The organism is Candidatus Zixiibacteriota bacterium (assembly GCA_035380245.1).
Lineage (GTDB): Bacteria > Zixibacteria > MSB-5A5 > GN15 > FEB-12 > DAOSXA01.
Genome location: DAOSXA010000002.1, coordinates 323,473 through 349,392 on the forward strand (window position 1 = coordinate 323,473; position 25,920 = coordinate 349,392).

The 25,920-nt window shown below is 53.2% G+C and carries 26 protein-coding genes and 1 tRNA gene; 2 read left to right on the forward strand and 25 right to left on the reverse strand.

The window, feature by feature from the left end:
• Positions 1–4: 4 nt before the first annotated feature.
• The 16 genes from PLF13_06580 to PLF13_06655 all read right to left on the reverse strand — a co-directional run bounded on the left by PLF13_06580 (position 5) and on the right by PLF13_06655 (position 14,133).
• Complete coding sequence (locus tag PLF13_06580; protein ID HOP06941.1) at positions 5–997, reverse strand: protein-glutamate O-methyltransferase CheR; 993 nt, start codon at positions 995–997, stop codon at positions 5–7.
• 69 nt (positions 998–1,066) lie between these two features.
• Positions 1,067–1,513: a response regulator gene (locus PLF13_06585; GenBank protein ID HOP06942.1), complete on the reverse strand. Its 447-nt coding sequence runs from the start codon at positions 1,511–1,513 to the stop codon at positions 1,067–1,069.
• On the reverse strand, positions 1,510–1,896 hold the full coding sequence (locus tag PLF13_06590) for a response regulator (protein HOP06943.1): 387 nt from the start codon (positions 1,894–1,896) through the stop codon (positions 1,510–1,512). The genes PLF13_06585 and PLF13_06590 overlap by 4 nt, the downstream gene beginning before the upstream one ends.
• On the reverse strand, positions 1,893–3,830 hold the full coding sequence (locus tag PLF13_06595; GenBank protein HOP06944.1) for a HEAT repeat domain-containing protein: 1,938 nt from the start codon (positions 3,828–3,830) through the stop codon (positions 1,893–1,895). The genes PLF13_06590 and PLF13_06595 overlap by 4 nt, the downstream gene beginning before the upstream one ends.
• Positions 3,831–3,836: 6 nt before the next feature.
• Complete coding sequence (locus tag PLF13_06600) at positions 3,837–4,187, reverse strand: STAS domain-containing protein (GenBank protein HOP06945.1); 351 nt, start codon at positions 4,185–4,187, stop codon at positions 3,837–3,839.
• A gap of 22 nt (positions 4,188–4,209) precedes the next feature.
• Entirely contained in the window at positions 4,210–4,635 is a 426-nt protein-coding gene (locus PLF13_06605) for an ATP-binding protein (protein ID HOP06946.1), read from the reverse strand.
• Between the two features lie 4 nt (positions 4,636–4,639).
• Entirely contained in the window at positions 4,640–5,935 is a 1,296-nt protein-coding gene (locus tag PLF13_06610; protein HOP06947.1) for a SpoIIE family protein phosphatase, read from the reverse strand.
• A gap of 72 nt (positions 5,936–6,007) precedes the next feature.
• The gene (gene der / locus PLF13_06615; protein ID HOP06948.1) at positions 6,008–7,318 is read right to left on the reverse strand and encodes a ribosome biogenesis GTPase Der; all 1,311 of its coding nucleotides are present in this window, start codon (positions 7,316–7,318) and stop codon (positions 6,008–6,010) included.
• Positions 7,315–8,601: a DUF512 domain-containing protein gene (locus tag PLF13_06620; GenBank protein HOP06949.1), complete on the reverse strand. Its 1,287-nt coding sequence runs from the start codon at positions 8,599–8,601 to the stop codon at positions 7,315–7,317. The genes der and PLF13_06620 overlap by 4 nt, the downstream gene beginning before the upstream one ends.
• Before the next feature lie 18 nt (positions 8,602–8,619).
• Positions 8,620–8,691 (reverse strand) — tRNA-Gly (locus PLF13_06625).
• Between the two features lie 283 nt (positions 8,692–8,974).
• The gene (gene tatC / locus PLF13_06630) at positions 8,975–9,670 is read right to left on the reverse strand and encodes a twin-arginine translocase subunit TatC (protein HOP06950.1); all 696 of its coding nucleotides are present in this window, start codon (positions 9,668–9,670) and stop codon (positions 8,975–8,977) included.
• Between the two features lie 302 nt (positions 9,671–9,972).
• On the reverse strand, positions 9,973–10,422 hold the full coding sequence (gene nrdR, locus PLF13_06635; GenBank protein HOP06951.1) for a transcriptional regulator NrdR: 450 nt from the start codon (positions 10,420–10,422) through the stop codon (positions 9,973–9,975).
• Between the two features lie 16 nt (positions 10,423–10,438).
• Positions 10,439–10,756, reverse strand: a complete 318-nt coding sequence (gene cutA / locus PLF13_06640) for a divalent-cation tolerance protein CutA (GenBank protein HOP06952.1) — start codon at positions 10,754–10,756, stop codon at positions 10,439–10,441.
• Positions 10,753–11,067 (reverse strand): thiamine-binding protein, encoded by a 315-nt coding sequence (locus PLF13_06645; protein HOP06953.1) that lies wholly within the window; start codon positions 11,065–11,067, stop codon positions 10,753–10,755. Before PLF13_06645 ends, cutA begins: the two co-directional genes overlap by 4 nt.
• Positions 11,068–11,894: 827 nt before the next feature.
• Positions 11,895–13,145: a serine hydroxymethyltransferase gene (glyA, locus tag PLF13_06650; protein HOP06954.1), complete on the reverse strand. Its 1,251-nt coding sequence runs from the start codon at positions 13,143–13,145 to the stop codon at positions 11,895–11,897.
• A gap of 91 nt (positions 13,146–13,236) precedes the next feature.
• Positions 13,237–14,133 (reverse strand): hypothetical protein, encoded by an 897-nt coding sequence (locus PLF13_06655; GenBank protein HOP06955.1) that lies wholly within the window; start codon positions 14,131–14,133, stop codon positions 13,237–13,239.
• Positions 14,134–14,290: 157 nt separating this feature from the next.
• On the opposite strand from PLF13_06655, the gene PLF13_06660 reads away from it, so the two are divergent.
• The gene (locus PLF13_06660; GenBank protein ID HOP06956.1) at positions 14,291–14,836 is read left to right on the forward strand and encodes a hypothetical protein; all 546 of its coding nucleotides are present in this window, start codon (positions 14,291–14,293) and stop codon (positions 14,834–14,836) included.
• Positions 14,837–14,928: 92 nt separating this feature from the next.
• Here PLF13_06660 and rpiB read toward each other — a convergent pair whose 3' ends face one another.
• From rpiB to PLF13_06690, 6 genes are all read right to left on the reverse strand, one after another.
• Entirely contained in the window at positions 14,929–15,366 is a 438-nt protein-coding gene (rpiB, locus tag PLF13_06665; protein HOP06957.1) for a ribose 5-phosphate isomerase B, read from the reverse strand.
• Positions 15,367–15,371: 5 nt separating this feature from the next.
• Positions 15,372–16,310, reverse strand: coding sequence for a branched-chain amino acid transaminase (locus PLF13_06670; protein HOP06958.1), 939 nt, complete (start codon positions 16,308–16,310; stop codon positions 15,372–15,374).
• 521 nt (positions 16,311–16,831) lie between these two features.
• Entirely contained in the window at positions 16,832–17,674 is an 843-nt protein-coding gene (locus tag PLF13_06675; protein ID HOP06959.1) for a hypothetical protein, read from the reverse strand.
• Between the two features lie 363 nt (positions 17,675–18,037).
• Positions 18,038–18,520, reverse strand: coding sequence for a hypothetical protein (locus PLF13_06680; GenBank protein ID HOP06960.1), 483 nt, complete (start codon positions 18,518–18,520; stop codon positions 18,038–18,040).
• Between the two features lie 733 nt (positions 18,521–19,253).
• On the reverse strand, positions 19,254–19,757 hold the full coding sequence (locus tag PLF13_06685; protein ID HOP06961.1) for a hypothetical protein: 504 nt from the start codon (positions 19,755–19,757) through the stop codon (positions 19,254–19,256).
• A 62-nt stretch (positions 19,758–19,819) separates the two neighbouring features.
• Positions 19,820–20,269, reverse strand: a complete 450-nt coding sequence (locus PLF13_06690; GenBank protein ID HOP06962.1) for a hypothetical protein — start codon at positions 20,267–20,269, stop codon at positions 19,820–19,822.
• Between the two features lie 651 nt (positions 20,270–20,920).
• On the opposite strand from PLF13_06690, the gene PLF13_06695 reads away from it, so the two are divergent.
• Positions 20,921–22,669 (forward strand): hypothetical protein, encoded by a 1,749-nt coding sequence (locus PLF13_06695; protein HOP06963.1) that lies wholly within the window; start codon positions 20,921–20,923, stop codon positions 22,667–22,669.
• 83 nt (positions 22,670–22,752) lie between these two features.
• Here PLF13_06695 and PLF13_06700 read toward each other — a convergent pair whose 3' ends face one another.
• Genes PLF13_06700 through PLF13_06710 form a run of 3 tightly spaced genes read right to left on the reverse strand, consistent with a single transcriptional unit; the run spans position 22,753 to position 25,911 of the window.
• Positions 22,753–23,892, reverse strand: a complete 1,140-nt coding sequence (locus PLF13_06700; GenBank protein ID HOP06964.1) for an acyl-CoA dehydrogenase family protein — start codon at positions 23,890–23,892, stop codon at positions 22,753–22,755.
• Positions 23,893–23,895: 3 nt separating this feature from the next.
• On the reverse strand, positions 23,896–25,038 hold the full coding sequence (locus PLF13_06705; protein HOP06965.1) for an acyl-CoA dehydrogenase family protein: 1,143 nt from the start codon (positions 25,036–25,038) through the stop codon (positions 23,896–23,898).
• Positions 25,039–25,047: 9 nt separating this feature from the next.
• Positions 25,048–25,911 (reverse strand): 3-hydroxybutyryl-CoA dehydrogenase, encoded by an 864-nt coding sequence (locus PLF13_06710; GenBank protein HOP06966.1) that lies wholly within the window; start codon positions 25,909–25,911, stop codon positions 25,048–25,050.
• Positions 25,912–25,920 lie beyond the last annotated feature (9 nt).

Sequence of the window (25,920 nt, forward strand, 5' to 3'; positions counted from 1 at the left end):
TTGTTCATTTTGTTCCTGCTGTTACCGGCTTGACTTTACTCAAGAGGTCCAAGGCGCGAGAGGCTCCGCTGGTTGTCCCGATCGAGGTTGTCGTATTCATGCCTCTCAAACCATTGGAACGATTTTCGACCTTCAGGTTTTCTTTGTGGTAAACCAACGAGTTTTTCAGATAGACCAGCTTGAATGCCTTCGTCAAACCGTGTAAGGTCTCCGAATGGCCTATATAGAAATGACCGCCGGGGCGTAATGAATTGTAAAAGCCTCTGACGATTTGACTTTTCATCTGATCCGAGAAATAGATCATCACATTCCGACAGAAGATAATATCGATATCGGAATGCCTGGCAACCTGACGCTGGTCGGCGAGATTGATATGCGAGAATCTGACCATCGAGCGCACCTCGGGCTTGATCAGATACACTTCACTGTTTTCCTTGCGAGTGAAATGCTTTGCCAACACATTGGGCTTGACATAACGTAAAGTCTGACCGGTATATTCCCCCACTCGGGCTTTCTTGAGAACCTGTTCGGAAATATCATTGGCAATTATTTCGAACTGCAGGTTGTTCCTGGGGCCGAGTTTGTCCAGAATAAGCATCGCCAGCGTATATGGTTCTTCACCCGTAGAACAACCGGCCGACCATATTTTAATCGGTCGCTTAAAGCGACTACCTTCAGCTTGTTTTACCAATTGCGGCAGCAGCTCTTCTGAGAACGAGCGAAGTTGGGGTTCGTTACGGAAGAAATAGGTCTCGTTGGTCGTCACCAAATTGATCAACTGACCGAACTCGGTATTAGACGAGTCATACTTAACGGCGTAGAAATAATCACGATAAGTCTTGATATTCAACTCGGACATACGCGTGATCAAACGGTTCTTGAGCAAATACATTTTGCTCTCGGCGAAATAGATGCCGCACCGCTGATGAATGAAATCGCGAATCATCACGAATTCTTCCGGCGTCATATCCGGGGTCATATCGGGATTATTCAGCATTGCCGTTACTCCGCAACATTTCCCTGCAATCTGTCTTAAAGACCGTCATTACGTATCCCAACACTCCTGTCAATCAACTCTAAGATCATCCCCGACCGGATGACGTGATACCGACGGATTAATCGTACGCTGATAACGCCGCACTCCGCGCTGAACAGCTCCAATCAATTCCTGGAGATCGAATGGTTTTGTTAATAGATCACATGCTCCATGACGCATCGCTTCCACTACCCCATCCAGAGTCGGACAACCTGAAAGAAGGATAACCGATGACTCCGGGCAGTATTCCTGTAAGCGGACAAGGAGCTCAGTATTGCTCATCCCCGGAAGGTCGACATCGATCATTATGACCGACCAGCCGTCGGTAGCCGTCCGTTCGAGCACATGCCCGCAATTGGCAGCCGTCTCGGCATGATAACCGGACTCGATCAAAGCCTCGAGTACATTATCGCAGACCTCAGGATTGGCGTCAGCCACCAGAATGCGATCGGCTTCTGTGATATTGTTGCTTTTCACTGCTGCGGTACGTCCTTGTCAATATGCGATTTAATGATCCTGAACAGCTCATTGATATTGAACGGCTTGGTAACATAATCAGAGATCTTGCTTCGTAACGCGGCAACGGCCGACTCCACCGATGGAAATCCCGTCATGATAACCACCGGCATGTCCGGATGCTCTTCTCGAACCAGACGAGCCAGATCAAGTCCGTCCATTTGAGGCATTCTGAGATCGGTCAAAACCAGATCTATTTCCTTTTCCTTGAGTATCCCGAGCGCTTTCTCTCCGGTGTCGGCAATGGCGATTTGCCAACCCTGTCCCGCGAAGAAATCGTAAAGCAGATCGCGGATCAGAAGCTCATCGTCCACCACCAGAATCGAGGGTTGCTCGTGCATCATCGTCCTCCTAGTTCCGCGAGGGCCAGTTCGGCTGCCTGCGCCACATCCTTGTTCTTATCGCTGGTCATGTCCTGTATCTGGAGACGATACTCGGCGGCCGTCATGGCAGCCAGCGCCTTGACCGCTGCTATACGCAGGACATCTTCTCGAACTGAAAGCATGGGAGCGATTAAATCGGCATACTCCCGTTGACCCAGTTCACCGATACAATTCACGGTGTGATACCGGACCCAGATGTCGTCATCATCCAGCATGAAACGGATATCAGGAACAGCCGCCGTACCTTTGATAGAGATCAAGGCTGAAACGGCGGCCTTGCGGACGGATGAATCCTCGTCCGAAAGCGACACCAGGAGGGGTTTTTCATCGATAATCTGCCCGATACGACCCAGCGAGCGGATAGCCAGCTTACGCACGGTCGCATCAGGATGATTGAGAGCTTCCGAAAGCGGGGCCACTACCGATGAATCGCCGATCATTCCTAAAGCCTTCACGGCCAGGCGCTGCCTCTCCAATCCGGCGCTATGTAATTCCTGGGTGAATCTATCTACCGCTTTCATGCCGCCGACGACTATTAGCGCCCCCATCACCGCCTCTCGCACGTCCGGGTACGGATCCGCGAGCCCTTCGAAAAGGAAATCAACGTCCTCTTCTCGACAAAGCCAACCAAGAGCCGCATAGGCTGCTCGACGAACATGTCCGTTGTCGTCCCGAGTCATGCGACGCAGATGACCAACAGCCTCTTCCCATCCGGAGATTCCCATAATATGAGCTATCCGCTGCTTGATACCCGGATTGTCGATATTGATATATTTAACCAATCCCCGGGCTACACCGGGATCGATATTCTGACGCAGGACATCCAGAATCAGCAGTTTCGTCTCGTCATCGGTGGTTTCAAACCGGTCGAGAAGACAACCGACCGCTATCGGTCCGGCATCTTCCAGGATATCCATGATACGTCGTCGTTCCGTGTCGCCGACAACCGGCAGGACATCGACGAGCGAATAGAGTACATCCCGGCCGTACCAGTGCTTCAGACGCGTCAGCGTGAAATCGGTAATCCTTTTATTGCCGGCGCGAATTCCCTCAAAGAGAAAATCCTTGAATCTATCCAACGGCAAATCGTAGTCGATACGGCCGCGGTTAGCCAGCGCTATATTGATCACTGACATCATAGCCGTCTCGGCAATGGTTCGGTCCCGGTTATCGAGAAACGGCATTAACCTCTCGATTGCAGCGACATTCCCGATATACCCAATCGCCTCCAGGGCAGCGAAAACCACCATCGGATCATCAGCCTGCAAATGCTCATAGAGATGCTCCAGGGTTTGTTCACCTCCGCACTTCCCGAGCGCTTCGATCAACGGCAGGAGGGCATCATCGCCCCGACTCATAGCCGCCTGCAACGCAGGAACGGCCTCGGCATTGCCTATCTCACCGAGCGCCTCGGCCGCGGAGCAAACCACGTTGAGATTCTCATCATCGAGCATTCCACAAAGCGTCAGGACTGCTCGTGGATCCTTGATCATACCCAGCACATCAGCCACGAATTTCCGTACATCCGCATCGGCGTTCCGACACTCCTCCACCAGCGGTATGACGGCATCATCGCCGATTTTAACCAGGATCTCAGCCGCCAGATTGCGTGCCCCGATTTCGTCATGACCAAGGAATCGGATGAGCAGCCGACAGGCCAGCTCCCCTTTCCTCTCGGTTAGCTGATGAGCCGCCAGTTCACGAATTCCAAGATCGGGATCTTCGATAGCCAGGACCAACCCGGCCACCGCTTCATCCTCACTGAAATTGCCCAGCTCACGCACGGCCTCCTCCCGCTCGTAGAAGTCGGGAGACTGCAACTGCGAAAGCAACTCGCTGATCTTATCAACGACCGTAGTTATCATCACTCGATAGCCCCGTTCCAGCCGGGACATCTATCCCTAACCGGCCTGCACTGTTTGATATGAGTTGACCGCTTCTTCTTCGGTGTTGAAAATCTCGAAGATGTGCGACAACTGCGTTATATCAAAAATCTCCTGGACATAGGAAGCCAGATCAGAGAGCGTCAACCGCCCTTTACGCAAACGGACTTCCTTCATGATCGATACAAGCGCCCCCAAACCGGAGCTGTTGATAAACTCCACCCGGGACAGGTTGAGATGGATCGAGGTTCGTTCTTTTTCGAACAGATTCTTGATCTCTTCTTTCAGCGTAGCACCACTGGCGAGGTCAAGACGACCACGTAGTTCCATGACACTCACTTCACCGGATTCTTTGGTAACGATCTCCATTACATCCTCCGTCTCTCATCGTTTATTCGCATATTTCTTTCATTTTCTCACTTATATCCAAACTCACCGATACAATGAGTCCGCCATGTTCAGCTTCGGCGAACTCAACGTTACTGGCACAATGGCATACGATATCGATCCCACGGCCTCCTTCGGACATCGAATCGGCCTGTGGACGCCGTTGGATACGTTCAAGGCCGCCATGCCCTTGATCAATTATATCGGCCGTAATGCGCTCCTCATTAATAGCGAACCTGACTTCAATCTTGCGATTTGCATCTGATTTGTTGCCGTGGATCACGGCATTGGTGAACACTTCCGAGACAATTAAGAGGAACCGCCGCGTAGTGGTATCGTCGACTCCGGCTGCCTCCAGGCGTTCGGTAAGAACCTGGACAAGCTCTCGCTCAGCTTCTAAAGTTGATGGATATGTGAATCGCTCTATCACGGAATCACTCAACCTTCGTCAACAGAATAGTGAAATCATCATGGCTGTCCTCCGTCGAGCCTTCCTGAAACTTATCAACCCATTCTTTAACTCTCAGGCAGAACTCCTTGGGCGCCAACATGCCTTCGACTACGAATACTTGCTCCGCCCGCTCTCGGCCGAATAAATTGCCGTCGGAATCTTCAGCTTCAGTCAACCCATCGGTAAACAAGAAAAGCCTGTCACCCGGTCTGAGCGGCCTCCGTCCCTGGACAAATTTAAGCCCTTCAAACTGCCCCACGATCGGTCCCCCCTCGGCTAATTGCACCACTGTACGATCCTGCGAATCCCAGAATAGGCCAGGCAAATGTCCGGCATTGCAAAAATCCAGATAGCCCTGTTCGAAATCGAACTTGGCAAAGAAAAGAGTCGCAAACATTTCCCGCTCACGAACGATTTCTCGAACCAGCAGATCATTGAGGGTTGCCGCCAGATCCGAGACCGAGATGTCGGGACGGTGATATAGCGTCGACTTGATAATACCCGAAGCGGCCGACATGATCAGAGCCGCCGGGACGCCTTTGTTTGAGACATCACCGATCACCACCAGGTACTGCCGCTCGGCGATCTTGATTACATCGTAAAAATCACCACCGACTTCACGCGCCGGGAAATAGGCCGCTCCGATCTCCAGACCCGGTAACTTCTCGAATCCGCGCGGCAGAATCGTTTCTTGAATTTGCCCGGCTATCGCCATTTCCTGCTTGATCTTCTGTTGCTTCAGGCGCTCTTTCATCAGCCGCGAATTATCGATTGCCACAGCTAAGAAATCTAGCAACATCTCCAGGCCGGAGCGATCGGCAACGGTGAATCCACCCTCTCCTCTCTTGTTGATAATCATTATCACCCCCAGGGATGCTTTCTGGGTGCGGATGGGCAGACAAATAATCTCATTGATCCGGGTGCCGTTATCGTCGACGATCCCGACCTCGTTTAAAACCACTATCTCTTTATTGGCATGGCAATAAGTAGGAAGATCCTGCTGATCGACATATTTGAGACTTCGGGCAAAAGTCTCATCGACCCCCCAGGCTACTTCCATGGTTAACTCCCCGTTCTTTTCGAGCATGATCAGGCCGACTTCACCCTGGACCAGACGAACCGCCATATCCATAACGAGAGGCAGGACGGTATTCAGATCGAGCACCGAAGTAATCGCGGCTCCCATCGTGGCCAGGTCGGCGAGTTGATTACGAGTGATTTCAAGTTCTCGTTCCAACTCGCGGCAGGTCACGGATGTATTGGTCGTAATTCCGTCCATATCGGTATTTATCGGCCGACCAGGCCGATTTCTTACCGATTTCACCGGATACGGCGATTGTAAACAGTGGGATTATCTACGGAATTTGAGTCGGATCGGCACGCCGGCAAAGCCGTAAGTCTGCCGCAATTGGTTGGTCAGATAGCCGATATATGATTTATCGATAAGCTCCGGGTGATTTACGAAAAACACGAAAGTTGGGGGTTCTATCTCACTCTGAGTAAGATACCTGATTTTAATATATTTCCCACGGCGTGCCGGCGGGTGTTTACGTTCGATTGTCCGCTCCAAAAACTCGTTCAGATCAGGCGTTGAGATACGTTTACGGTTCTCTTCGTACACCTGCCGCACCAGCGTCAACACTTTCGGCACACGTTGGCCGGTCAGCGCTGAAATGTAGATAACGGGTAAAAAAGCAACACGGGCCAGCACATCGGTTATTTCTCGGGTGAATCCATCGGCCGTATTGCTGTCCTTCTCAATCAGATCCCACTTGTTCACCGCCAGCACGGCCGGGCGACGAGCCGTTACGACCTGTTCGAGCACTTTTTGATCCTGAGCGGTTACACCGTCCTTGGCATCGATCAACACGATCGCGACATTGCAGTTATCGATCGCTTTGGAAGCCCGAAGCGTGGTGTAAAACTCGATATCTTCATATACTCGGAATTTTTTACGCAATCCGGCGGTATCGACCAAAATATACTTCTGACCGTCATGTTCGAACGGCGTATCGACCGAATCCCTGGTCGTACCCGCCACAGGTGACACGATATGCCGCTCCCGACCGATCAGTTTATTGATAAACGATGACTTGCCCACATTGGGACGACCAACCAGGGCAACTCGGATAACATCCGCTTCCTCGGTCGGCTCCGCTTCCGGCTCCGGCAACAAAGCCACAAGCGCATCGAGTAACTCGCCCATCCCGCGTCCGGCTGTTACCGAGACAGCCATCGGCTCCCCCATCCCTAACTTGAGAAATTCGAAGCGATCGCGTTCGAATTCTTCGTTATCGGATTTGTTAGCCGTCAACAGGCAACTCTTCCCGGATCGATTCAAAGACCGGGCAATAGCCAGATCGGTCGGGTCCACTCCGACCTGAGCATCGACCACGAACAACACGACATCGGACTCTTCAATGGCGATATTGGCGTGGTTGACAATCTGCGACTCCATCGCATCGGGACGAGCGTCCACTATTCCCCCGGTGTCGACCAGTCGAAATTGCCGTCCCGCCCATTCGGCAACGGCGTAGTTGCGATCACGCGTCACGCCCGGTTGTTCCGCCACTACCGCAAGTCGCTTTTGAAGAATACGGTTGAACAGCGATGATTTGCCGACATTGGGTCGGCCCACAATGGCAACTGTCGGGATGCTCATGAATACACCTCAAGCAGAGTATCGACCAAATCGTAACTCCCCACCAGCACCGGACGGTTCACCTGGCGGGCAAATTCATCAAGAGAGAGATCATCCAGAAAAAGATCGTCATGGTTCAGACAATTGGGTGGAAGAACCACGGTGTCCTGTTTCCGGGTATTTTTCTTAATTGCCTTGACCAGATCCTGTCCGGTAAGAAGGCCCGAAACTGTTACCGATTGACCCCAGAAATCGTTTGCCACCGGTCGAACAACAACCTCCAGCCCGAGCTTATCTCGCAGAAACGGCTCGATCTGCCCTTTCATAAAACTTCCGGCCGATTGCCCTGTCAGCAACACCGCCCGCTTACCGGATTTTATCTTTTTCAACGTATTACGACGACGGTTGAAGTCGGTTATGAATTGCCGCGCCATCCCCACGCCGTTCTCGAACTGCGGCATCTCTTCATAGGATGACAACGACGGTAATTGCCTTCCAGCGACAATATAGAACTCATCCGCCGCCCAGACAAACCGACTACCGATCTTTTTGATGTTTACTCGCTGCATCTTCTCGATGAACTCCACCACTTCGCTGGCCTCCTCAGGGGTATGTAACCGGAGCTTGGGAAGATGTTCGCGATAGCGAGTCAGACCAACCGGTACTACCGCCAGCGATGAAACTCCCGGAAACAGCGGTGTCAGATCCTCAATCGTTTTCTTTAACGCCGGGCCGTTGTTCAGATCGGGACACAACACTACCTGGGTATGGACGGTGATGCCGTTTTCTACCAGAAACCGTAAATGAGGCAGAATCGGAGTCAGTTTCTCGTTACGCAGCATACAGCGACGCAGACGATCGTCGGTGGTATGAACTGAAATATAGATAGGAGAGAGCCGTTGTTCTACAATTCGTTGAAGGTCTTCCTCGGTGATATTTGACAGCGTAATGAAATTCCCATGAGTGAAGGAGAGCCGAAAATCTTCATCTTTTACATATAATGCCCGACGCATCCCCTTCGGCTGTTGATGGATAAAGCAAAATACGCAGTTACATTTACAACGCTTGATCTTATCATCTTCGAACGTGATTCCGAGAGAACCGGGATAAAGCTCGTTGAAACTATAATCGAGACGATGGCCGTGGGCGTCATCGAACACCAGTTCGAGTCGTTCATCGGACGACTTGAACTGAAAGTCCAGATTATCAACCACCTCTCGCCCGTTGATTGCAATCAGCCGGTATCCCGGACGAATCTGCCCGAACAACGGAGAGTCGGGGTCTACGGCTCTAATCTTCAGCATTTTCTACCCATAAAAAAGAGCGGGCGATGGGGCTCGAACCCACGACGTCCAGCTTGGGAAGCTGACATTCTACCACTGAATTACGCCCGCTTGAATCTCTGTTCAGCGCCGTAAAGGTAGTCTTCGCCCGGTCGCTTGTCAAGAACGACAATTTGGGACGGGGATCATAAGCCGGATTTTGGCCAACGTCCGGTGCCAATTAGGCTGTAGGCGGGCCCCCTTCGAATCCACCCTTGACATACCCCGGTAATTGCAGGTCGAAATCCCCTTGTCGCCGAAGGCGACACGCGAAGCGAGGTTTCGACAATACGAATCGTTGTTATCGTCACAGATCGGGGTCCGGATTGAGCGAGGGCATCGCTCCCCCGCCCGGTTAGTCCTTCTTCTTGGGATAAGTAACTCGAGCTACGATAATCGAGACTTCGTAGAGCAAATAGACCGGTCCGGCCAGCAGAAGCTGTGTGAACACATCCGGGGGAGTTAGAATAGCCCCAATAATCAAAATGCCGACAATTGCATAGCGTCTGGCTTTAGCCAGCGCCTGCGGTGAGACAATTCCCATCTTCGCCAGTACATAGGCTGCCACCGGCAATTCGAATCCCAGTCCGAAAGCAACCAGCAACATCCCGGCAAAACTGATATAGCTGCTGACGGTAATAATCGGACTGAGCAAATCATCACCGAAACCGATCAGGAACTTCAGAGCAATCGGGAGTACCCCGTAATAGCAGAAAGCAGCTCCTACGATAAAAAGCACCGTCGAGCTGAACACCAGAGGCAGAATCATCGCTTTCTCCCGCTTGTACAGGCCGGGCGAAACAAAAGCCCAGAGCTGATAGAAAATAATCGGGAGAGCAGCAAAAAGACCGACGATTAGCGAAACCTTCAGATAGGCGTAAAACGAACCGGTCACCTCGGTGAAATGCAATTTAACATTGCCCAGCGGAGCGATTATGAAGCGGAATAATTCGTTGGAGAAATAGAACGACGCCATAGCCATTACGATAATGGCCGCCAGTGATTTAAGAATACGCCAACGCAATTCCTCGAGATGATCCAGGAAGGGCATTCCGGATCCTGACGATTCCTCGTTATTCTTTTTCTCCACAGGATAAGTCATAGTCCATAAGAAAGACCAAACCTCACCGGAAAGTCAATATGAGATTATCTCGTTGCACGTTATGGGCGTCCACGACTTCGCCGCAAAGCCTTTCAATGACCGATACTTCCGTCCCGTTAAACGTAGGTCGGCGTTCCGGAATGAGCGTGGGCAGCGTCCTGCTCACGCAGAAACCCGACACGATCCGTTTCGTTGATAATGTCCCTGATTTACGTCTTTGCGAAGAGCACAGCGACGAAGCAATCTCTCCCCTACTCCAGCAGCTTTTTCATTTCATCGAGGAATTCAGATTTGTCTTTGAACTTGCGGTAAACGGAAGCAAAACGTACATAGGCGATCTCATCCAGCTCGCGAAGTTGTTCCATGACGATCTCGCCGATCTGCTTGGAAGTCACCTCACTCCCTGAGAGGGTGTGCAAAGCCGCCTCGACCTGTTCGGTAATCGACTCCATTTGCTTGGATGAAACCGGCCGTTTGTTGCAGGCCAGCTTGATCCCATGGAGGATCTTGCGGCGGTCAAACGCCTCGCGGCGGCCGTCACTTTTAAGTACGGACAGCGAAACCTGCTCGACATACTCGTAGGTGGTGAATCGTTCGTTACATTTGAGGCATTGCCGACGACGCCTGACGGCATGGCCATCCTGAGAGGGACGACTGTCAACCACCCGATCCTCTTCATGTCCACAATGCGGGCATTTCATAGGGTGTCGTTACTCCCTACTCCACCTCTCGCTCGATCCATTCGAGGTATTCTTCAAGCCCCTCGGTGATGGTTATCGCGACACATTCCGGCAACTCGTACGGATGGTTCTCGGCGACATATTCCTCCAGCGCCTCCATCCGGTCTGCCGAGGTCTTGCACAACAGCAACGCCTCGGAGTCGGTCAGCACCTCTCCCTCCCAGCGATAAAACGACTCCATCTTCGGAATGATGTTCACGCAGGCTGCCAGTCGTTCCTCGACCAGCGCCCGGGCGAACTTCGAAGCCTCGTCGCGCGGGATAGAGATATAGACGATACGGGTATGGTCGTTCACTTGCTCACCTCTCGTTTGAGACGTTTTTCGATCGACGCGATCTTGCCGGTCAGGCGGCCTTTGACCCCTTTGCGGTCATCGATCGTAATACTGATATATATACGGCTGTGATTGCGCCGCAACGCCAGCCGGGCTTTGTTGATCGTTGCCATGACGGGTTCCCAGGCCCCCTCAATCGTGGTCGACATCGGCCCTAACTTATACGGCAACCCGCTGCGGTCGATAATGTCGATCACCTTTGCCACATCGGCTGAAGCCGAGCCGGTCGCACTCGTCTTGGTGGTCGGAAACATCGTAATTTGAAACAGCATCGTTCGTTCTCCTCCTTTCGGGAGTGAATCGTACGGCGGCAATATAGAGCGTCCCCTTGCTCGGGGCAAGCGACAGTGACGAGAAAAGGTGACTGTTCCGACGAATTCGTCCGGTGGCCCACCCGTCCACGGGTGGGATTAAAATCATATCTACTTGTACAACCGCGGCGCCTTTCATATATGACTCCGGTAAATAACTCGCGAATAATCCAACCATGTTGGTGGGCGGCAGACGTCTCGTCTGCCCCTGCAGCACCACCTCCCGGAATACGTCCTTCCCGGCAGACTTTGTGTCTTATCCTTTGCAACCGCGGAATCTGTCCTCTCTGAATCCTGCAAAATAACTCGCGAAGAATCCAACCGCGTTGGTGGGCGGCAGACGTCTCGTCTGCCCCTGCAGCACCACCTCCCGGAATACGTCCTTCCCGGCAGACTTTGTGTCTTATCCTTTGCAACCGCGGAATCTGTCCTCTCTGAATCCTGCAAAATAACTCGCGAAGAATCCAACCGTGTTGGTGGGCGGCAGACGTCTCGTCTGCCCCTCCAGCACCACCTCCCGGAATACGTCCTTCCCCGCGAAAGAGGTTGTTGAGAAACCTCATCTGCGACTGAGACAAGCCCTCCTGCTACTATATGTTAGAGCTCTTCAACACGTACCCCAAACATACCCTGTTTATTGTAGGTCGGCGTTCCGGAGTGAGTGTGGGCAACACCCCGCGAACGAAGAAACCCGATGCTTGCAAATCATCCGAGGACATAAAAATGGCGTCAGGCAGAAATACCTGACGCCATACAACCTAGATATTTAAACCCGAACGGTCGGGATCCTACGCCTGTCGTTCCGGATAAAGCGGGAATCGCGAACAAAGCGTAGCGACTTCTTCGGCAATCTTTGCCAGTTCCTCATCATTGCGACGATTGGCAATAGCCCGATCGATGAAATCAGCGATCTTATTCATCTCGGTCGCCCCCATACCGCGCGTCGTAATCGCCGGTGTTCCGATACGAATCCCCGAGGTCACAAACGGTTTCTCCGGATCGAACGGCACCGTATTTTTATTGACCGTCATCCCGGCCTTATCGAGCGCAATCTCGACCTTCTTGCCGGTGACTTTCGGAACATCGACAAACGACATCAGCATCAAATGAGTGTCGGTGCCGCCCGAAACGAGACGATGCCCCTTCGCCTTGAGCGCTTCAGCCAGCGTCGCGGCATTGGCTACGATCCGCTTCTGATAAGCCTTGAACTCATCGGTCAGAGCCTCTTTAAAGGCAACGGCCTTGGCCGCGATCACATGCATCAAAGGCCCGCCTTGAATGCCCGGCATAACCGTACGATCCAGATCGGCGGCGTATTTTTCTTTGCACATCACCACTCCGCCACGCGGTCCGCGCAACGTTTTATGGGTGGTCGATGTTACGAAATCGGCAAACGGCACCGGCGAAGGATGCACTCCCGCCGCGACCAGACCGGCGATGTGAGCGATATCGACCATCATGTACGCCTCGACCTCATCGCAGATCGCTCGAATTTTCTCGAAATCAATAAAGCGCGGGTAAGCTGAAGCTCCCGAAACGATCATCTTGGGACGCACCTTCTTGGCTTCTTCCATAAGCACGTCGTAATCGATCATTTCAGTCTCTTTGTCGACCATGTAACCGGTAAATTTGTAAAGTTTACCTGAGAAATTGAGTGGGTGTCCGTGGGTGAGATGTCCGCCGCAGGTCAGATCCAGCCCCATTACCTTATCACCCGGTTCCAGCACTGTGAAATAAGCGGCCATGTTGGCCTGCGATCCGGAGTGCGGTTGCACATTTGCATGTTCACAGTTGAAGAGCTGTTTGAGACGGTCGCGGGCGAGGTCCTCGGCTACATCGACGAACTCACATCCACCGTAGTAACGTTTTCCGGGGTATCCCTCCGCATACTTGTTGGTCATGACACCGCCCATTGCTTCCAGAATCGCTTCAGAAACGAAGTTTTCCGACGCAATGAGCTCGAGTTTCGTGGCCTGACGGCCGGCTTCCCGGATAATCGCGTTGTAGATTTCCGGGTCGGTATTCTTTAGATATGACATATCGTTCTCTCCGGTTTGTTCAGAACCTTTCGGCTAATGTACACATTTCATTCTGAACGGTCAACCGAAGAGAACGATTGCCAGTGGGGTATTAACCTTCGTTTGGATTGGCTTGTTCGACCGCCGGTACTGCTAACTTGGCTTTCAACCAAAGCTCCTGCTTTTCCGGCATCTCGCGACCACCGCCGCCACCGGGACCGCCGCCGCCTGGGCCACCGCCCATGCCGCCGCCGCTACCGCCACCGGGCGGGCCACCACCCATGCCGCCGCCGCTGCCGCCACCGGGGGGGCCACCGCCCATGCCGCCGCCGCTACCACCACCGGGGCCGCCGCCACCGGGGCCGCTACCTTGTTCCACGTCGCCCCACATGAGACCGACTGCGAATTTATCACCTAAAGTGCCTCCCAGGCCGTAATCCCTCACGTCCGCTTCCTTGATCGGAATCGAGAACTCATAGGCGATCAAGCCGTGCGATGTATCAATCGCCACCGCCGGTCCTTCTCCGCCGTCAACGGGAATCTCCTTTTCCTCCACCCGGTCTTTTATATAGCAGGTGAACTGCATTTTAGCGCTGCCCCGATCATCCACCTTACGGTCCATGCCGCCTCGGAATCCCTCGTTGGGGCCGCCCATCATCTGTGGTCGCATTCCTCCTTTAACACAGAGCTTGAAATCCTTTTTCTTCTTCCCTTGTCCGTTGAGATAAACATTCAAGCCGCTCATGCTCATGAAACCGGCTACTTCCTGTTTGCCGGTACGAACGAGAATATACAGTCGATTGGAATCGTTGGTCATACCAACCGACACCTCCTCGTCCTTGTAGTAGGTCATAGGAACATCCGACCAATCGGAAGTATTGCCGTCAATCTTGATTTTAGTCGGAGCCCAGAGGAGATCGGGATCTCCTGCTCGGCTGTCGGACACTGTCAGCAACAGCGGCGCCATTATCACAATTGCCGCTATAAGAACCTTTGTTCTTTTGTCCACGCTTGGTAACTCCTGTTGCGGTTAGCTTACCGATAGACTATTTTCCGAGACAACTGCCCGGACGGATATTATGACAAGCTGCTTGTCGTGACGGATTAATCTTTTCCGGGGCTTTTCTGAATAATACAAACCATATCAAGAGATAGAGAGGTTCCTGATGAGGTTTTTTGTCTCCATTGCGATCATTTTTGCGATCACCACAAACGTTGCCGCAAGCGATCCCCCCGCCTATCAACCTTACGGCTTCCAGATGCCGTTTCTGAGCGCTCGTCAGTTCGTTTGCGCTCTCAGCTACACTCAAAACGACACCGAAACCCACCTGAATCGATCTGATCCCGATACTAATCAAGAATACGACTACAGCCTTGGCTATTTCCTCTTTGACGGTGCCCTGGCGCTGACCGATAAGTTCCTGGTAGGAACGAAGCTATGGTTTTACCCCGGTCAGACATATCAGAAATACTACTATCGGGACTATTACCAACGTACGCAAACCGACCTTAACGCCACCATGGCCCCGGAGATAACAATTGCCTTCCGACCACAACCCGGACTGGAAATATCCGGATCTTATTTATACGAAATTCATAAATTGGACTACATATATCCTGAAGATACGGAGTTTCAATCCAGCTATCAGATTGGCCAAAAACAGACCACTCATGAATTTCGTATTGGTATCACTTATTTCGGCTCGCTGTAGAACCAGATTCCACCGAAAATGCCCACGCTCAAAAAATACGAACGGCGTCGGAAAAATCCGACGCCGCTACGGTATTTGACTGACAGAATAACTTACTGCTCAACAGCCATCATCTTATCGATCCGCCGCTGGTGTCGCCCGCCTTCGAATTCGGTCGTTAGAAACTTTTCCAAAATCTCTTCCAACTGGTTTTCCGGAGTATATTTCTGCGACAGGGTAAGGACATTGGCATCATTGTGGGACCGCGTTAAAAAGGCCATCTCTGGGTTAAGCGCCAGTCCCGCCCGGATCCCCTTCACCTTGTTGGCTACCATGTTCATTCCGTTGCCGGTCCAGCAGATTGTTACGGCGCGGTCGGCCTCACCCCGAGCAACCATGCGAGCAGCAGCAAGACCGAAATCGGGATAGTCGCAGGAGTCCTTGGTATAGGTGCCGACATCAATGACTTCATGCCCCATACGTTCAAGTATTCCTTTAACTTCCTCCTTGAACTCCAAGCCGGCATGATCGCTGGCAACTGCTATCTTCATAATGCTCAAGCTCCCTTATATTTCGGAACGATTGTTAACCAACCATGCTTATCTTCGGAGCGGCCTTCGACCAGGTCGAAAAACGCTTGCTGTAGCTTGCGGGTGATCGGCCCGGCGACACCCTCGCCGATCGTTATCTGGTCGATCTGTGAAATCGGCGTAATCTCAACCGCCGAACCGGTGAAGAAGGTCTCATCAGCCATATAGCATTGTTCCCGAGCGATATTGGTCTCAACCACTTCATAGTCCAGATCGCGAGCTATCGTGATCACCGAGTCACGGGTGATCCCCCCCAGAATCGCAGCGGTCAGCGGCGGCGTGTAGATTACCCCATCACGAACCAGGAAGAAGTTTTGTGCCGAACCTTCGGAAACATAGCCGTGCACATCCAGCGCCAGCCCTTCGGAATACCCGTGCCGAATCGCTTCGAGCTTGATAAGCTGGCTGTTCATATAATTCGCGCCGCATTTAGCCAGAGTAGGCATGGTGTTCGGCGCCAGACGGTGCCAGGTCGAAAAGCAGATCGAAACACCCTTTTCGAGCGCTTCCGGACCCAGATAAGCCCCCCAGGGCCAGGCGGCGATAGCAAGGTCCACCGGGCAGGGAGTCGGGTCGACGCCGAGCGATTCATAACCGCGATAGGCCACCGGACGGACATAGCAACTGTCGATTTCATTGACTCCGATTAGGTCCAGAATCGCCTGATCGATCTGGTCGGCCGTGAACGGAATATCCATCCGGTAGATCTTGGCCGAGTTGATCAAACGTTTGGAATGATCCCGCAGCCGGAAACATGCCGTTCCCTTTGGCGTGATGTAGGTTCTCATCCCCTCAAACACCGATGAACCGTAATGGACGACATGCGAAAGCACATGTATTTTTGCATCGTCCCAGGCTACCAGCTTCCCGTTCATCCAAATATATTTAGTCTTGGTAAATGCCATAAATCCTCCTCTGTTTCAAGGGTTCACGGCATTCAACATACGAGAAAACAGAGATGACTTCAAGGATTTCCCAACCTCGGTTTACGATTTCCCCTGCATTGCCTTGTAAGCAGACATCTCACCTGCTCCGCTCCCTTTCGTTCCGTCGCTCTGCTATAATACGTCGCACCTGCGAAAGGGAGTGTTGAATAAGTCCTATGCTCGGACATTCGCACAAATCACGGCGGAAGTGCGGGCGACGCAAGGCCGCCCGCTACGCGAGGTGACGGCTCTTCATCGCGTAACCGGGGGCTTGTCTCCCCGGCTATGAGAGATCGGTCGAGTTTTTTCAACAGGCTCGAAAGGAGGTGCCTATCTTATTCTCGTTCCGATACTCTGCTTCGGATATTTAGTAAACCACAACCGTAATGCGGACGACGCAAAACCGCGCCTCCTGATCCCGGTTAATGATTGGAGACATTATCTTCTCAAAAAAAAGCCGGGATAAAAATCCCGGCCTTTGATCAATCAGCTCATGAAGATCAGCGTTTATTTTCCACTATAATCGGCGCCCGATTCGCCACGCGATTGACTCCCGGGTCACCCATACCGGAAACCGTAGGCGGCTCGGTGATGCTCCAGTTCGTCGGATTCGCCGGATCGCCGCTGACATACTTCATGCGCCAGTAGAACTCCAGCGGGTAGAACGAATCCCACTCCTCGGTCCAATAATCGATTTGCCCGTAGATATCGTAGGTATAGGTAGCCGGATATTCGATATCGCATTCATAAATCGACTGATAAAGCACCCAGCCGCCCGATACTTCGAAATTCTCATAGATAACATCGAACACGGCATCATCGGTGTAGTATTGAAGAGCCGTATAGGCCAGGTAAGCGTTCGGTGTACCGCTGCCGCTGACCGTCACCGTGTCATGCACCGTCACCACCACCGTAGTAGTATCGTGGACTGTCTGGACTATCGTTGTCGTATCGTGAATAGTCTGAACTATTGTCACCGTGTCAACACTTCCGTAATTCACGAAAACGGTGTCATGGATGTAATAAGTGTTACTGATCGTATCATGGAGATAAACGGTAGTGGTATCGTAATGATTATGAACCTGAACGACGGTATCGTATACGATCTGTCCCGCAACCGTATCTACCCGGTAGATAGTGTCCGTGTCGAATACTGTCACGGTATCATGATGATAAACGGTATTGTTAATCATCACCGTATCCGGCGGAAGCTGGACGTATTCGATATCATGGACATACTCGGTCTCGGTCGACTCGAGCACCTTCTCCTTGTCGCAACCTCCGAACGCCGCAATCAGGGCGGCTGCGAGAAACATCGTGCCTAAGAATATCTTTCGGTGCATAGGTACTCCTAACAAGGGGTGCGCTTTTTCCTGCCCGACTCAATGCAAAAGCCGGGCCGACTCGACTGATACAATTCGAGTCAGGTTATCACCTTGCACCTCTTGCGTTTACCCTGTCCTACCCCCCTTATGAAGGGCGTAATCCGACCTCTCTTTTCGGCATATAATTGCATGATTGGCAGTCAGTTTCGGGACCGGAGCCACCTGACCGGACATCCTCGTCGGCCTTTTTCCTCTTCTCGTTCCGTCGCGCGGCTGGAGTACGTCGCACATGTAAAAGGCAGCATCATAGCTATGCTGCCTTAAAGATCAGATTGGACGTCTCACAAAAGCCTGCCTCAGGAAGACACGCTCTTCGTTGAGTCAGCCGATGACTACCAGGCGATTAAGCGTCAACACCATTGTGGTACCACCAATGGTCTGCGACAAGGTCAGAGTCGATTGGTTGACCGACCAGGTGCCATTAAATGTCTGCTCCGGCGTCACTGAAGAGCCATTCTCCGCCGTCATAGTCAAAATCACCCAGTTATCGTCGATTTCGATTGTCCCGGTCTCCCGGTAAAGAACGGACGATGAAGCATCCAACTCGACAGCCTCGTAGGTATAGTCGTCGCTAAGAGTGATACGTCCCGAGACAGTCCCTTCGGTCCATTCGAGGACATCCGCCAGGTCAGCGGCGCTGCCGTTAATCGTTACCGAGGACTCACCCCAAATTCCGAACAGCGCGGAAACATCAGGACCCGTGACCGTGTTGTTGTCATCGTCATCGTCGCCGCACGAGGCCGACAAGAGACATACTGCAATAAGTAAGAATGCCAATATCAACCGTGACCAAATGCTTTTCATTGTCTACTCCTGTTGAAGTTCTTGTAGTTAGTGGCCATGATCTACATAGGGAGGCATCGGAAGATCGACAAGTTTGTTTATAATTTTTCTGCATAGCGCACTCGGGTAGGTGTCTCATAGGAACAGGTGCCCCACCTCTCGGGTGGGATTTTTCATGTGCCGGCTGGTGGCCCACCCGTTTCTCGGGTGGGGTATTCTCAGCCGATTCTCGTTCCGTCGCTCGGTGCCCCACGGGCTTGCCCTGCATTTCGTGGGGGGCAGACGTCTGCCCCTGCAGCAGCACACCCCAGAGAATGTCTTTCCCGCAAAAGGGACTGTTGAAAAAGTCATACATTCGGATATTCAGTAAAACACAACTGTAATGCGGGCGACACAAGGCCGCCCGCTACGCGAAGTCAGGGTCCTTCAACGCGTAGCGGCGGGGCTTGTCTCCGCGGCGAATGTGTTCTTATGGAGGATTTTCAACACTCCCGAAAGCAAGTACCCATCTTCTCCCCTCGTTCCGTCGCTCCGCGGCGGAACGCCGGCATGGCCGGTTTCTGGGACGCTCCGCGTCCGTCCTTTGTGTCAGGGTTCAAGAAACTTGACCTACATGTGGGGAGGTTGGTCTCGTCACGGTCAATCGTAGGTCGGTGTTCCGGAGCGAGCGCGGGTACAACCCCGCTCGCGCAGAAACCCGACGCCCTTCCAATCATCCGTCAACGTCCCAACCGCGTAGAATCCGGTAAAACCCTCAGAAGAAAATAGAAATCCCGGTCAACACTCCGTAAGTATCTACTCCGCCATGGCTGTACTCATATCGCGAGTAATATGGTTGTAGCGTAATTGCCGCTCCCGTCGACACGAATATCTTAGTGCCGCAATATGCCCCATGTATGGTCGGGCTATCCCCCATGCCGTAGGCGTGCCCGTATTGAACACCAATGAAATGAGCAATCTTGTCTGATTTTTCGATCTTTGGATAGAGAGACAGAAATCCCGATACGGTTCCAAAGGCATCCACGCCTTCATACTTAGTCAACGAGAAATTGGCTCCGATCTCCACCCACTCGACAAAGAAATGACCGCCTCCTGCAACAAGCTGGAATGCCGTAGCACTTGTTTCATCACCACCGCTTATATGGTTGAGACTCCCTACAAAATCTATTTCGCTGTCACCCTTCTTAATCTGCCCGGAAGCAGCCGCGCCGAGAATGAATGTGGACAACATAATTAAAAGGCATATTCCGTTCTTCATATTCCAATCTCCTGTTTTATCACGGACGATAGATTATATCAGGGTGCTGCATACTATTCACATTATGGCACTTCAAACAGCACGGATTCTTCATAGCTTCCAGCCTTTATGTATATGCCGTACAGGCCGCCACCGACCGTCTGACCGTCCTCATTCTTCCTGTCCCACACTACTGTGTAGCAACCGGCCTCACACCTACTGCTAACCAGAGCTCGTATCTCCACTCCGCCGTCAGCAGATAGAAGACCGTTCAAATCACTCGCCCCCGCACCTACCTGACTACCGTACAAGGGGCTGAAGATCGACACCTTGACATCGCTTCGCCCCTTGAGACTGTAAGCTATGATCAGGCAATCTCGTGATGCGTCCGTCCAATATACGGAGCCACTTGGATCGTCATTTCCGACGGGAACATCTATGACCGTTGTAGAGCCGGGCACTACCGGCAGGTTGTCCCCACAACTCAACAGCAGGACGATACAAAGCAACAGAAGCGGTTTCACGCTATTCACTCGCACACTCCTCAATCCTTATAAGGTTGTTCCTGCAACAAAGACTTGGCTTCATTCGCTGAAGGTCGATTGATATGTTCCCAATAAACGGCCTTCGTCTCGACAATGCAAGCCGTGAATCGTCCGACGCCTCTCGCTACAGTATTACGTCTCCTCACCCTAGACTCCATGTCGCACCTGCGAAAGGGCGTGTTGCTGCAGGGGCAGACGAGACGTCTGCCGCCCACGAAGCGCGTTGGGGTATCTGATGTACGCGGGTTCGAAGACGGACCCGCGCTACGTAGCTTCAACGCGTAGCGGCGGGGCTTGTCTCCACCGCAAAAGAGGTTTTTCAACACGCCCCAAGCCTCGGGCCACCCATCCGTTCGACCCTGGCCCCGCCGGCTGCTCAAGTCTTTAGAACAAGGTCTGGCCGGGGCTGTTCCCAGCCTATGAAGGGGCGGCAGCCGGGGGCAAAGTCGCCAGTTTCATCTTTGAAAATGGCGTAAATCGGTTATCTTTTGGTTACGGTCGATTTAACGGACAAGAGTACTTACCTAACTCTCCGGGGAGTCGGCAATTCAGCCTGCGCGGCTGATTCAAGCATTGAGAATAAGTAGGTTTCCACTCGGTTGTTCCAACCGATATAAACTCCATTCGGGAGAGGCGAAAATGCGTGCTCTTGTGCTCCTCTTTGCGGTTCTGGCGGTGTCGTCTGCCTGGGCCGATGTTCCCCAAGTTATGACCTATCAGGGACGTTTGACCGACGCCGACGGCGCTCCAATCAACGATACGGTCCAGATTCTATTCGTCATTTACGAGGATCCTGGCGCCGTTGAGAAGATGTGGAATGAACTTCACTCCGAAGTGCCGGTGGTTGACGGAATGTTCAACGTAATGCTCGGGTCCAGTATTCCTATTTATCCTTCCGTGTTCGATGGCTCCACCCGCTATCTCCGGCTGAGCATCGACGGCACTTATGTCGATAGCCTTATCCCGCTGGTCACGGTCCCGAACGCCTTCAAATCGCTGCGAGCCGATACCGCTCAATATGCGGTCATGGCGGCCGGGGTGACCGACGACAACTGGACCAAGTCCGGTCATCGAGTTTCCCTTACCGACAACTCCGACAGCCTGGCCATCGGCACGCACGTGCCGCTCCAGAAGTTCCATGTTCAGGGCAACATCTTCATTCCCAGCGGGGCCGCGGTCAAACTTGGCAGTAGTCTTAATGAGATTCGAGGATACGGGACCGAGGTTGTGCTGGCGGCTGAGCAGGATATATTCATTGAGCCAGGGGGCTATCTATCCATCACCGACGCCCACGACATCGAACGGCTGAGATTCCTTCCCAACAGTCTCAAACTGGGGCTGGGAACTATCGACCCGGAAGACATGCTCCACCTCCAGAACAGCAACGCCAACGGTACGGCCTTCTTGAAGCTACAGACCTCGAACGCCAGCGCATGGGGTGAAACCGGCATCCGTATCGAAACACCTGAGAACCGCTGGCATTGGCGTATGGACGATTACACCAACAACAACCTACCGGACGGCGCGCTCGGTCTTCGCAGCCAGAATCTGGGCGCTGAAGTGATGGTCTGGACCCTGGACGGTAAGATCGGCATCGGGACCACCTCGCCGGCTCAGAAGCTGCACGTCGTTGGCAACGCCGCCGTGTCGGGAAAGATAGGTGTCGGCACCGATAATCCGGTGCAGACGCTCGATGTCAACGGCAACGCCGACGTGAGCGGTACCTTGAGCGCCGGCCTGTTTTCCGGCAACTTCGAGGCAAACGCCATCAGCTCGGCCAACATCAGCAACGAGCCCGGCTTGTCCAGCGCCTCCAGCACCTCCTGGACGGGCCTGTCGACCAGTTGGACCAGCTATCTTCAGCGGCAAATCACCGTGCCGGCGGCCGGGTGGGTTATGGCGATCGGTCAGGCGAGCGTCTACTTCGATCATGGTGTTACCGGACGCTCGGGGTTCTCCCTGGCCATCTCAGACGTCCCCGACGCTGCCTCCGGTATGGAAAGCAGCTTCGGTCTGGACGGAGCTCTCGGCTCGGGAGTGTATTTTTTCACTGTGGGCGCTCAGCAGGTGTTCTATTGCCCTTCGGCCGGTACCTATACCTACTACATGGTGGCACAACGCGATGCCGATAACCCGGCTTCCATCTACGACCGCTATCTCAATCTGATTTACCTCCCAACTTCCTATTCCAGCTCCAGTGCGGAGATGACCGAGGCCCTCGGCGGCAGCGCTGCGACCGATCGGGCCATAAAAGAGGAGATAATTCGCTCCCACCGGCAACCGCACGCAGCGGCTGTGTTGAACACCGACGTGACGAAACAGATCTCTGATCTGAGCGCCGAGCTTGAGCGGCTCAAACAGCGCTTGGCCGAACTCGAAAGCAAGTGATTCACAGGACGGCAGGTCTCTCATTCGGAGAGACCTGCCCTACAAAAGACTGCCCTATGATAAACTAATGTAGTCTACAATTCTTATTTAACCGACTTGATCAACTCGCGAGCAATCACCATGCGCTGGATCTCCGAGGTGCCCTCACCGATCTCGCACAGCTTGGCATCGCGCCAGAGACGTTCAGCCGCGTGCGGACCGGTCAGCACGCCAACGCCGCCCAGGATGTGGATCGCTTTCGAGGTCACCCGGTTGGCTACCTCGGAAGCGTACAGCTTGCACATAGCGCTCTGTTGCGAGAACCGCACCTTGGCATCCTTCATCCGCGAGGCCTCGTAAATCAACAGCCGCGCCGCCTCGAGTTCAGTCGCCATGTCGGCCAGTTGGTATTGGACCGCCTGATTATAAGCGATCGGCTTACCGAACTGCTTGCGCGTAGCACTGTACTTGAGAGCGCAGTCGAACGCTCCCTGAGCCAGTCCCAGCGCCATAGCGCCGATAGAAATGCGGCCGCCGTCGAGCGTGATCAGCATCTGCTTGAACCCTTCCCCCTGTTTGCCGAGGAGGTAGTCGTCGCTGACGCGAAGGTCGTCAAAATGGAGCGAGGCGGTATCGGACCCGCGCAGCCCCATCTTGTTTTCCTTCTTCCCCGTCTCGTAGCCCTTCATCCCCTTCTCCAGAATGAAGCAGGTGATGGTCGGGTCATCGGGATTGTCGGAGGTCCGCGCCGTGCTGATCGTGGCGAGCGCGTACGAGGCGGAAGTGATAAAACACTTACTGCCGTTGATCACCCATTCATCGCCGTCTCGGATGGCCATCGTCCTCGTCCCGCCTGCATCCGAACCGGCGTCCGGCTCGGTCAGCCCAAAAGCCAGCAACTCTCCCTCGCAGGCGCGCGGGAGGTACTTCTTCTTCTGGGTGTCGTTGCCGAAACCGATGATCGGGAACGTCCCGAGGGAGTTATGTGCGGCGATAGTAATCCCGGTCGAACCGCAGACACGCGAAAGCTCTTCGACCGCGATCGAATAACAGATCGTGTCGACCGGTTTTCCGCCGTACTCCTCGGGAATGAGCATGCTCATCAATCCCTCTTCCGCCAGCAGTGGCAGATACTCGGTCGGGAATCGCTGCTGTTCATCGAGGGCGACGGCGTTCGGCTCGATCTTCTCGAGGGCAAAGGCCCTGATTCGTTCTCTGAACTCGTGATGTTTCTTTTCGAGCAACCGTTACTCCTTTAACAGGTCTCTCGCGATAACCATACGCTGAGCTTCGGAGGTGCCCTCGTAGATCATCATTACGCGGGCGTCGCGGAAATACCGCTCAACCGCGTATTCTTTCATGTAACCGTAACCGCCGTGAATCTGGACCGCTTCGTTGACCACGAAGTTGGCCATTTCGGTGGCGAACACTTTCGACATCGAAGCCTCGCGAGCCATCGGCGCCCCCTCGTCCTTCAACTGAGCGGCGCGATAGGCGAGCAGACGAGCGGCGTCAATGCGCGTCGCCATATCGGCCATCTTGAACTGCAACGCCTGGAAATTTGCCAGCGGCTGACCGAATTGCTTGCGCTCCTTCGAGTACTTGACCGCCTCGTTAAGCGCCGACTGCGCCACCCCGATAGCCTGGAACGAAACGCCCACGCGACCCGAGTTGAGAATAGTCAGGGCCATCTTGAATCCGTCCCCTTCCTTACCGAGCAAATTCTCTTTCGGAACTTTGACATCGGCAAAACTGATCTCACGGGTATCGGAAGCTTTAAGACCGCATTTCCTCTCCGGCTTACCGACCGTGATACCCTCGGAGTCGGCATCGACCACGAGACAACTCATCCCCCGGGAACCAGCTTCGGGATTCGTCTTGACGAATACGATCAGCACCCCGGCGAAACCGCCGTTGGTAACGAACGTCTTGGTGCCGTTGACCAGGTAATGGTCTCCCTTGTCCTCGGCCGTCGTAGTGATGGAACCTACATCGGTACCGGCGTTGGGCTCGGTGATGCAATAGGCGCCGATCTTCTCACCGGAGGCCATCATCGGCAGATACTTCTTTTTAAGATCTTCGGAGCCGAACTGCTTAATGATTTCGCAGCAGAGCGAGCAATGAACCGACAGAAGAATCCCCACACCGGCGGAAGCGGCGCAGATTTCTTCGAGCACACCGCAGAACGTGACCGCTCCAAGTCCGGAGCCGCCGTATTCTTCGGCTACGGTGAAACCGAGATAACCCAATTCGCCCAGCTCGGCGATCAATTCCGGCGGGGTGGTGCCTTCTTCGTCGAATCTCTCCGCTTCGGGATAGAGACGTTTTTCGGCGAAGTCACGCGCCATCTCTTTCAATTCGAGATCGTCTTCGGACAGCCTGAAATCCATAACAGCTCCTTACTTGCTGTAATCGTAGAAGCCGCGTCCGGTCTTGCGACCCAGATAGCCGGCTTGACACATTTTCTTGAGCAGCGGGCAGGGACGATATTTAGGATCGCCCAAACCCTCGTGCATTACTTCCAGAATCGCAAGACATACGTCGAGACCGATAAAATCCGCAAGGGTAAGCGGTCCCATCGGGTGCGCCATACCGAGTTTCATGACTTCATCGATCGCCTCGACCGTGCCGACTCCTTCCATGAGAGCGAACACCGCCTCGTTGATCATCGGCAAGAGAATGCGGTTGGCGATAAAGCCGGGGAAATCGTTGACCTCAACCGGCACCTTACCCAGCTTCCTGGCCAGTCCTTCGATCAAAGCGAAAGTTTCATCGGTGGTGGCGATGCCACGGATCACTTCGACCAATTTCATCATCGGAACCGGATTCATGAAATGCATACCGATAAATTTGGCCGGGCGTTTGGTAGCTGCGGCCAACTGTGTGATCGGCAATGATGAGGTGTTGGAAGCAAAATAGGTTTCGTCCGGACAGACTTCTTCGAGCCTGGTGAAAATATCGAGTTTGATCTGAAGATTCTCAGTGACCGCCTCGATTACGAGTTGTGAATCCTTAGCGACATTTAGATCAGTAGAAGTTTTCAAACGACCCATGGCGGCTTTTTTATCGTCCTCGGAGATCTTCTCCTTCTTGATCATGCGGTCGAAGCTCTTATCTATCATAGTCATGGCGCGATCGAGAAATTCCTGCTTGATATCGACCATATTTACGTCAAAACCGCACTGCGCGAAAACCTGGGCGATTCCGTTTCCCATCGTACCGGTGCCAACCACGGTGACTTGTTTGATGTCGTCAACTTTCATCGTATATAC

Excerpts from the sequence above, each read along its gene's own strand:
- PLF13_06580 (HOP06941.1), bottom strand. The coding sequence starts at position 997 with ATGCTGAATAATCCCGATATGACCCCGGATATGACGCCGGAAGAATTC.
- PLF13_06590 (HOP06943.1), bottom strand. The coding sequence starts at position 1,896 with ATGATGCACGAGCAACCCTCGATTCTGGTGGTGGACGATGAGCTTCTG.
- PLF13_06595 (HOP06944.1), bottom strand. The coding sequence starts at position 3,830 with ATGTCCCGGCTGGAACGGGGCTATCGAGTGATGATAACTACGGTCGTT.
- PLF13_06600 (HOP06945.1), bottom strand. The coding sequence starts at position 4,187 with ATGGAGATCGTTACCAAAGAATCCGGTGAAGTGAGTGTCATGGAACTA.
- PLF13_06610 (HOP06947.1), bottom strand. The coding sequence starts at position 5,935 with ATGGACGGAATTACGACCAATACATCCGTGACCTGCCGCGAGTTGGAA.
- der (HOP06948.1), bottom strand. The coding sequence starts at position 7,318 with ATGAGCATCCCGACAGTTGCCATTGTGGGCCGACCCAATGTCGGCAAA.
- PLF13_06620 (HOP06949.1), bottom strand. The coding sequence starts at position 8,601 with ATGCTGAAGATTAGAGCCGTAGACCCCGACTCTCCGTTGTTCGGGCAG.
- tatC (HOP06950.1), bottom strand. The coding sequence starts at position 9,670 with ATGCCCTTCCTGGATCATCTCGAGGAATTGCGTTGGCGTATTCTTAAA.
- nrdR (HOP06951.1), bottom strand. The coding sequence starts at position 10,422 with ATGAAATGCCCGCATTGTGGACATGAAGAGGATCGGGTGGTTGACAGT.
- PLF13_06645 (HOP06953.1), bottom strand. The coding sequence starts at position 11,067 with ATGCTGTTTCAAATTACGATGTTTCCGACCACCAAGACGAGTGCGACC.
- glyA (HOP06954.1), bottom strand. The coding sequence starts at position 13,145 with ATGTCATATCTAAAGAATACCGACCCGGAAATCTACAACGCGATTATC.
- PLF13_06660 (HOP06956.1), top strand. The coding sequence starts at position 14,291 with ATGAGGTTTTTTGTCTCCATTGCGATCATTTTTGCGATCACCACAAAC.
- rpiB (HOP06957.1), bottom strand. The coding sequence starts at position 15,366 with ATGAAGATAGCAGTTGCCAGCGATCATGCCGGCTTGGAGTTCAAGGAG.
- PLF13_06670 (HOP06958.1), bottom strand. The coding sequence starts at position 16,310 with ATGGCATTTACCAAGACTAAATATATTTGGATGAACGGGAAGCTGGTA.
- PLF13_06675 (HOP06959.1), bottom strand. The coding sequence starts at position 17,674 with ATGCACCGAAAGATATTCTTAGGCACGATGTTTCTCGCAGCCGCCCTG.
- PLF13_06680 (HOP06960.1), bottom strand. The coding sequence starts at position 18,520 with ATGAAAAGCATTTGGTCACGGTTGATATTGGCATTCTTACTTATTGCA.
- PLF13_06685 (HOP06961.1), bottom strand. The coding sequence starts at position 19,757 with ATGAAGAACGGAATATGCCTTTTAATTATGTTGTCCACATTCATTCTC.
- PLF13_06695 (HOP06963.1), top strand. The coding sequence starts at position 20,921 with ATGCGTGCTCTTGTGCTCCTCTTTGCGGTTCTGGCGGTGTCGTCTGCC.
- PLF13_06705 (HOP06965.1), bottom strand. The coding sequence starts at position 25,038 with ATGGATTTCAGGCTGTCCGAAGACGATCTCGAATTGAAAGAGATGGCG.
- PLF13_06710 (HOP06966.1), bottom strand. The coding sequence starts at position 25,911 with ATGAAAGTTGACGACATCAAACAAGTCACCGTGGTTGGCACCGGTACG.